Origin of the sequence: Paenibacillus popilliae ATCC 14706 (assembly GCF_000315235.1) — a bacterium.
Taxonomy (GTDB): domain Bacteria; phylum Bacillota; class Bacilli; order Paenibacillales; family Paenibacillaceae; genus Paenibacillus_B; species Paenibacillus_B popilliae.
The window spans coordinates 1-474 of the sequence record NZ_BALG01000206.1 but is presented as its reverse complement, the minus strand read 5'-3'; the positions used below and the strand labels follow the sequence as shown (position 1 = coordinate 474).

Sequence of the window (474 nt, the reverse complement as noted above, 5' to 3'; positions counted from 1 at the left end):
AGGTGGAAATAACAAATGAAAAAAGTATGGATTGATGCAGGACATGGCGGTAAAGACCCGGGAGCAAGTGGAAACGGTGTCGTCGAAAAAGATATTGCTCTACAAGTCGCAACAGAAGCGGCGCGGCGGCTGGAGAAAGAGTATGAAGGCGTCCAGTGCCTGTTATCGCGCTACATGGATTGCTATCTGACGCTGCAAGAGCGAACGGATAGAGCTAACGCTACGGGGGCCGACATCCTGATTAGCATCCATTGTAATGCGGGAGGTGGCGCGGGCGGCTTTGAATCGTTTACGTATTGCGGCGTACAGGACGAGGCAACGGATACGCTGCAAGACGTGTTGCATACGGAGATCATGAGTCGTCTTCAGGCATATGGGGCAAACGACCGCGGTCAAAAAAAGCAAGACTTGCACATGTGCCGCGAGTCGCGCATGCCAGCCGTATTGACGGAAAACCTATTTGTCGATGTTGCT

Annotated in this window: 1 protein-coding gene; it reads left to right on the top strand. The window is 52.3% G+C overall.

Annotated elements, in window-relative coordinates; genetic code table 11:
- Positions 1 to 15 precede the first annotated feature (15 nt).
- A partial coding sequence (locus tag PPOP_RS13245) for an N-acetylmuramoyl-L-alanine amidase (protein WP_006287019.1) occupies positions 16 to 474 on the top strand: 459 nt, incomplete at its 3' end.